This is a genomic window from Priestia sp. YIM B13489, from assembly GCF_042787645.1.
In the GTDB taxonomy this organism is placed as follows: Bacteria; Bacillota; Bacilli; order Bacillales; family Bacillaceae_H; genus Priestia; species Priestia megaterium.
On the sequence record NZ_JBHZOQ010000003.1, the window covers coordinates 1 to 6,743 of the forward strand.

Sequence of the window (6,743 nt, forward strand, 5' to 3'; positions counted from 1 at the left end):
GTACCATCCAATTAAGAATTAAGAAACTAGGATATGAATGGGACAGTAAGCAAAGTATTTATCGTTATATTGGGGAAGAGCCAGAACCTTTAGACCTTGATTTTAATACCCTTATTTCTAAAAATAGTAAAGTGCCAGCAGAACAAAAGCAAACTAACAGTGAGATAGCAGCTAGTGTTAGCTATCTGAATGAAAGTGAAAGTACTAGCGATAGCGTTTCAAAAGCTAATACAACTACTAGCAAAGTAGATGCTATTGATCTATTGCTCCAGAGTCCAAAAGATCGTTCTAAAAGAGTGTATCGAGGCTTTTATTTTGATGACGATGTGTTAAATATTATTGATCGCGTCCCTAAAAGTTATAAATCTGAATTAGTAAATGAAGCTTTGAGAAAAGTATTTAAAGAAAAAGGATTATTAGACTAAATAAAAGTTAAAAATAACTCATATATGAGTTAAAAATAACCCCTATAAGGGTTAAAACTAACTTGTATATGAGTTATTCTTCTCTTTCAAAAAAACCTTATAAACCCTTATATATCAACGTTTATATCAATATATGAAATTCTTTTTTCTTCTTTTATTTTTTAAGGTGTTCCGAAAATTAACATTATATTAAGTAAAATTGTATAGAGTATTCATTATTTCTTTGGGTTAGGTTAATTGCCTATTATTATCCATGTGGCATACCTTTAATTAGGCAACTGCATAGGATGAAAAGGTAAAATAAAACCATAAGAGGAGAATGAATATGCATCATAGATCATCTTATCACCATCAATGGCATTATCCGATGTATTACAATTGGAATCCAAATTGCTATAATTGGAATAATAATTATTCGAACAAGGAAGATTTTTATTACAAAAACGGTAAATTGAAAGATTACGGGCCAAAGCCATTTGTCGTTAATATCAATGAAGCAACGAAGCAAAATAATATGTATCGTACTGCTTTATGGACTGGAACCCATTTGCAAGTTACTTTAATGAGTCTCAATGTTGGCGAAGATATCGGTTTGGAAATGCATTCTGACGTTGATCAATTCTTACGTATTGAACAAGGTCAGGGAATTGTTCAAATGGGCAAGAGTAAAAATAATTTAAACTTTAAAAGAAATGTCTATGATGATTCTGCAATATTTATACCTGCTGGAACATGGCATAATCTAACCAATACCGGTAATACTCCTCTAAAACTTTACTCGATATATGCTCCTCCTAATCATCCATTTGGCACTGTTCATGTTACTAAAGAAGATGCTATGGCTGCGGAAGAAGCCCACAACCATAGCAATGGAAATACATTGATTTCTGGCAAGACTCCGGATGAATGGGTACAGTACACAGAATTTCTGGTAAATGAAGGGCTAGAGGATGTTAAAAGAGGAATAAATGCTACACACATTCTTCAAGAATTTATTCTAATGGGAGTTCTTGTGGGGAAAGGGTATTCTCCTGAAAAAGCATATGAAACAGTAGAAGAATGGGAACGTACAGGGAAATCTAAACTTCTCCAGCAAAGCAAAAATATGTAGAAAGGATCTTCTTTTAGAAGATCCTTTTTCAGTACCGATAAAATCCATTATGGAAACTAATTTTGTATAGCATATACAGCTTAAAAAACAGAAAAAACTCCACAGGCGGTCGGGAGTTTTTTCTGTTACTTGGATTGTATGCAATTGGGTTCTATGAGAGGATGCTTTATAGCATCTTGAGTAGTTTGCTCAAGATGTTATAAAGCATTCATTTTTATAATTATTAAATAAAAAGAAACAGACTTGTTAGGAAGTCTGCAACTGCAACAAGAAATAAAGCTATTTACATACAACAGGTATTGTATATGATCAAGCGAACTTTAGCAGTCTGCCCTATTGAGGAGATTCTATACTTTATTGACCTTAGGTAGACTAGATTTGTATATCGTATATATTTTTAAAAAAGAAAAGACCACCTCTTCCCAGTTAAAAGAGATGGTCTTCCTTTATTCGTTGAATTGTAGTCGTAAATGACTCTATTACAGCGTCTTGTTTAGTTTGCTCTAATTATTTTTGTGTTATACATCTGGACAATTTGCTTAGTGATGGGCAGCAACATATATTATGTATGACAAATACGACAACTCTTACTCTATTTTCATCCTTTGTAAGGATGGCAAAAAGCCCATGAACTAATTCATGGGCTTCTTTCTAATAGCAATATATGAACTAGAGATCTATTTGAAGAGCAAGGAGGTTGCTCAATATTATAGTATGCAAAGTAATGAAAAAGGTTTGGACAGGCGTTCATTTTATCTAAGTTTTTACTAATTCTTTCTTATAAAATATATTTTCGGTCAATAGAGGCTAGTCTTTTATACAAGGTACGAGTCGTATTTTTTAAGAAATCCACTTAAAAAATCTCCACTCTTTTCTCCTTGTATAAAGACTTTCGGCAGGTTTGGATCTCTCGCCAAGCCGACATACCCAAAACAAAGAATATAAGGAATCGGCTTGTTTACGCAAGTATACCTGCCGAACCGCCTGTTCATCTGTTCAGAAGTAACAATCTTACTCCAAGATTAGCAACACATTAAAAACATAAGAAGCCAGCCTCTACCCCAAAACAAAGAGGGAGATAAGCTGCATTGTCAATGGTAAGCGGACCGTAGGGAGCATTAAGGAATTGACAATGTCTCTGCACCCAAACCCTCTTGGCACTCAAACAACCACGTTTGTTTGACGCCAACCGGCGAGGGAGCCCCCTCAAAGTTTTGAGGGGGTTGGGGGTGTTTGTAGAAGCCATTCCAAAGGAGCTTTCCTTTGGCAGGTGTGGACAGCGTCCGCGGTTTGGCTCCCCCTTGAAAAGGGGGCTGGGGGGATTGTTATGCCAGGCATAACCAAGCTCAATTGGGTACCAATTGTAGAGCTTGCCTTATTCCGACTGTTTGGTGTATTATGGAAGCATACAGCTGGAATTTTACACCAAGTTCACCACGCCCAGTAGGTGAACATAAGGAGGAATAAAGGAATGAGCGAGACGAAAGGCGAGCGTAGGAACGAGCCTAAACAGGTGAAGTTCCGTGTCACTGAAGAGGAATTTGAACGGCTATCGCTGATGGCGGATAACGTAGGAATGACGGTGCCTGCCTTTGTGAAAGCAAAGGCACAGGGTACCCGCGTACGACAGCCGAAGATCAATCGTGAGGGTGCTCTGGCAATTGCGAAGGAATTGCGTGCTGTGGGTACCAATGTGAACCAAATTGCGAGATGGTGCAATGCACGAGACATCGAACAATTAAGTGAACAGGAGCTTGAGAGATTGGTATACAATCTCGACGAAATTAAAAAGGGATTGGCTGCAGCATGGCAACAATTAAGCTGAGTACGACGAAAAATGCCAATGCGTTACTGAAGTACGCTGAGAAGCGTGCTGAGGTATCAAATTCGCTTGATTGCGATGTGGACTATGTTCGGAACCAATTTAAGGCTACAAGGGAAATATGGGGAAAAAACGGCGGCATACAGGCCCATCATGTGATTCAGTCATTTAAGCCAGATGAAGTGGATCCCCAGCAAGCCAATGAAATTGGGTTACAACTAGCTGAGAAAATGGCAAAAGGTCATGAGGTGGCCGTCTATACACACACGGATAAGGATCATATCCATAACCACATCGTGATTAATGCGGTGAACTATGAGGATGGCCGAAAGTTTCATGCCCATGGCCAAGAAGCCATTGACCATTTTCGTGAGGTAAGCGATCAGTTATGCAAGGAGCATGGCCTCTCCATTGTGGAAGAACGCTCGGCCAATGTTCGCTACACATTAGCTGAACAATCCTTACTTGAGAAAGGTGAGTCTAGTTGGAAGGATGAAATTCGGACGGCCATTGATTCTTCAAAAGAACAAGCAACTAGTTTTGAAGAATTCCAGGAACGTTTAAAAGACCAGGGCGTCCAAGCAATGCTACGAGGTAAAAACATCACGTATGAGCATCTAGAATCGAATAAAAAGGTACGTGGCACGAAATTAGGGTTGGCGTACGAAAAGGAGACGATTTTACATGGCTTTGAAAGACAAGTTACAAGAGAAAGAGAAACAGCAAGTTCAGCAGAAAGAGGAGTTACAACAGTTACAGCAGTTATATCAGGAGATGATCTTACGTCTCAGAGCAACAGAGGGCTATCTCTCGACGTTCCTGAAAGAAAACATGAACAAAGAGATGATGATCGAACAAGAGCTCAAGGAGATCAAACAGACGAGCCAAGACGTACAGAGGGAAATGGAATTGACTTCGATGACGTTGCTCAGCAAATTAGAGAACGACATCGTCACACACAAGCAGTATACAAACGAAACTTTGGCCGAGATGAAGACGGCCATCAGAGCATTGCACAGCGAAATGAAACAGAATCAGGAATTTTTGAGCAAAGAGTTTCAAACAAACAATCAAGCAATCAAGGACGAGCTAGAGAAGATCAACAACAACCTGGGGAGCAAGTTCGACAGCTTGAGCGCGACAGCGAAGGAGGAACTCAGCGAGGTCGAAAAAAACAGCAAGACTATGATATCGAACGCTAAGTTAGGGGTAGCATTTAATGGTTGGCTAGATTGGGTGAAATATGGGGCTGGTGCAGCTGTCTTTATGGTACCTATGTTTTTCTTGTTTAAATGGTTTTTTGGGTTATTTGGAATTAGTTTAGGATAAAAAAGTAGTCTTGTGCAGAATTAGTTGAAAAACTGCGAAAAGACTAGAAAAAGAGGGAATTTATTGATAGTGTTGAAAGTAGTATAAATGAGAAAAACCGCCAAAGCTTTGGACGGCAGGCGGTTTTTCATAAGAGAAAGGGAATTGGTCCCTTATACACATATTGATGTACATATTCTATCATAAGGGACTAATTCCTGCCACATAGGGAGAGGAATTAGTATGGTTAAAAACGAAAAAAACTTATCAAGTTTAGGACAATCTTTATCAGAGGCCAATAAAAAGGCTAGATTGAAAGACCTTCAAAATGAACAAATTTTAAGTCATGAAGAAATGGAAAAAGCCAATGAACTTCAAGCTAAAGCTAATGCAGCTGGAATGAAGTTAGTTCCCCAAAGGAAAGTTAAAAATAAAGCTCGCTTTGTTCAAATAATACAAGAGAATTGGGCTTATCTTCAAAATATAGGTTATTTAAAAAATGAAGAAATTATATTTCTAATGAGTTTGATTCCGTTTATTGGTTTTTCATCTAATGCTATTGTAGATGATCCTAAGAAGAAACAGCCTATACCTTTGACTCAAAGGGCTTTATCACATGCTTTAGGTACAAGTGAATCAAAGGTTAGTAGAGTCGTTAAGTCTTTGTATAGTAAAGGAATCATCGCACGCTCAGAAGGCTATGTAGAGGATAATAACGTTAAAACCTATGCGTTATTTATTAACCCTCATGTTCTTTATGCAGGTGATCGAGATAAAATAGAAGAAGGTTTAAAAATTCAATTTGTAAAGTTAATGAAATCAAAAATTTTAAGTAAACTTCCTGTTAGATTTTTTTAAAAGACTCTTGTAGAAGAGTCTTTTTTTATTTTTAAGCTAGTTTCGTACTTATCAAATTTGATAAGTATACTTATCAAATTTGATAAGTACGAAACTAATATAAAATCCTTTATTATCAAGGCTTCAACCTACTTTAATTATGTTGTACCTTCTCACTCTCTATTTAAATAGCAATTCGCTTATAGAATTGCAAGGGTCTTTTTATAATTTTTTCGTTAGAAAAATAATAGCCTAAAGGCTAAAAAAACCGTCTCAAGACGGTCATCTTTTAATTAAAAAAACTACCCAATCAATTTGAGTAGTTTAACTAACCATAATTGCCACCATTTCTTTTTAGCTTGTTCTTTTGATAAGCTAGTAGCTATTTCTTTTTGTGATTCTTGCATTTCTCTCAATGTTGTAACCAATGTTTTATCCCTTTGTTCCAAGCTATCTTTTATGTATGCTTCTTGTTTTAAGAATTGTTTTTTGAATTCTTCTTGCTGTTTTTCTATAATTTCATTTTGACTCTTTACTAATTGTTTCAACTCATCTAATTCTGTCATAACAGTTGTGACCTTATTAGTTATAACCGTTATATCTTCTGTTGTAACAGTTATGTCCGTTATATCAGTTGTGTCAGTTATAACTTTACCGTTTACAATCTCCTTTACAGCCTTTGGAACTGTCATGCCTTTTTCATTTTTTAAAAGTATCAATTCTTTAAATAAATTTATATCATCTTGTGAAAACAAGAGTTGTCCTTGCTGATTACGTTTAAAGTTATAACCATGCTCTTCAAAAAGTAAATAATATTTCTTTGCAGTTGAAGTGGTAACTCCAATAGCTCTTGCTAATCCATCTACTTTTTCATAGAATTCCATGTACATAACAGTTATAACCTCCAATTTATTAAGGATCATAACTATTATAACACCCTCAAATAAGATATTAGTGTCTTAAAGAAAATAAAAAAGCAACCTCGGGCATTGGAAAACGAGGTTGCTTTTTAAGGGATTACACCTATGAAAGTGTAAAAAATCAATTCGTTTAAATAATATCATTTTTTTAACATAAATACTATATTTTTCTTATTTTACATATGAATAAAAGGTGCACTTCTTATACATTCGTTTTTTCTCTACCTACTGAAAAAACGTTGATTTATCAACGATGTATAAAAAGCTGCATACTCCGGAAAAAGAACCCTCGGCGGAACCGTTCTGCGACAAGGGTTCTT

At 36.3% G+C, this 6,743-nt stretch carries 6 protein-coding genes; 5 read left to right on the top strand and 1 reads right to left on the bottom strand.

The annotated features are described in order from the left end of the window. From ACFX4W_RS00110 to ACFX4W_RS00130, 5 genes are all read left to right on the top strand, one after another. The coding region (locus ACFX4W_RS00110) for a hypothetical protein (protein WP_377558840.1) at nucleotides 1–425 on the top strand (425 nt) is incomplete at its 5' end. A 325-nt stretch (nucleotides 426–750) separates the two neighbouring features. Beyond that, nucleotides 751–1,536 carry a cupin domain-containing protein gene (locus ACFX4W_RS00115; RefSeq protein ID WP_377558841.1) on the top strand — a complete coding sequence of 262 codons (786 nt, stop codon included), beginning with the start codon at nucleotides 751–753 and terminating at the stop codon, nucleotides 1,534–1,536. A 1,471-nt stretch (nucleotides 1,537–3,007) separates the two neighbouring features. After that, nucleotides 3,008–3,361, top strand: coding sequence for a plasmid mobilization protein (locus tag ACFX4W_RS00120; protein WP_012209755.1), 354 nt, complete (start codon nucleotides 3,008–3,010; stop codon nucleotides 3,359–3,361). Continuing rightward, nucleotides 3,343–4,560: a relaxase/mobilization nuclease domain-containing protein gene (locus ACFX4W_RS00125; RefSeq protein WP_377558842.1), complete on the top strand. Its 1,218-nt coding sequence runs from the start codon at nucleotides 3,343–3,345 to the stop codon at nucleotides 4,558–4,560. Before ACFX4W_RS00120 ends, ACFX4W_RS00125 begins: the two co-directional genes overlap by 19 nt. Before the next feature lie 349 nt (nucleotides 4,561–4,909). Then, nucleotides 4,910–5,524: a helix-turn-helix domain-containing protein gene (locus tag ACFX4W_RS00130; RefSeq protein WP_377558843.1), complete on the top strand. Its 615-nt coding sequence runs from the start codon at nucleotides 4,910–4,912 to the stop codon at nucleotides 5,522–5,524. 281 nt (nucleotides 5,525–5,805) lie between these two features. On the opposite strand, the gene ACFX4W_RS00135 is transcribed toward ACFX4W_RS00130, so the two are convergent. Further along, the gene (locus ACFX4W_RS00135) at nucleotides 5,806–6,393 is read right to left on the bottom strand and encodes a DUF3967 domain-containing protein (RefSeq protein ID WP_377558844.1); all 588 of its coding nucleotides are present in this window, start codon (nucleotides 6,391–6,393) and stop codon (nucleotides 5,806–5,808) included. Between the last annotated feature and the right edge of the window lie 350 nt (nucleotides 6,394–6,743).

Excerpts from the sequence above, each read along its gene's own strand:
- ACFX4W_RS00115 (WP_377558841.1), top strand. The coding sequence starts at position 751 with ATGCATCATAGATCATCTTATCACCATCAATGGCATTATCCGATGTAT.
- ACFX4W_RS00120 (WP_012209755.1), top strand. The coding sequence starts at position 3,008 with ATGAGCGAGACGAAAGGCGAGCGTAGGAACGAGCCTAAACAGGTGAAG.
- ACFX4W_RS00125 (WP_377558842.1), top strand. The coding sequence starts at position 3,343 with ATGGCAACAATTAAGCTGAGTACGACGAAAAATGCCAATGCGTTACTG.
- ACFX4W_RS00130 (WP_377558843.1), top strand. The coding sequence starts at position 4,910 with ATGGTTAAAAACGAAAAAAACTTATCAAGTTTAGGACAATCTTTATCA.
- ACFX4W_RS00135 (WP_377558844.1), bottom strand. The coding sequence starts at position 6,393 with ATGTACATGGAATTCTATGAAAAAGTAGATGGATTAGCAAGAGCTATT.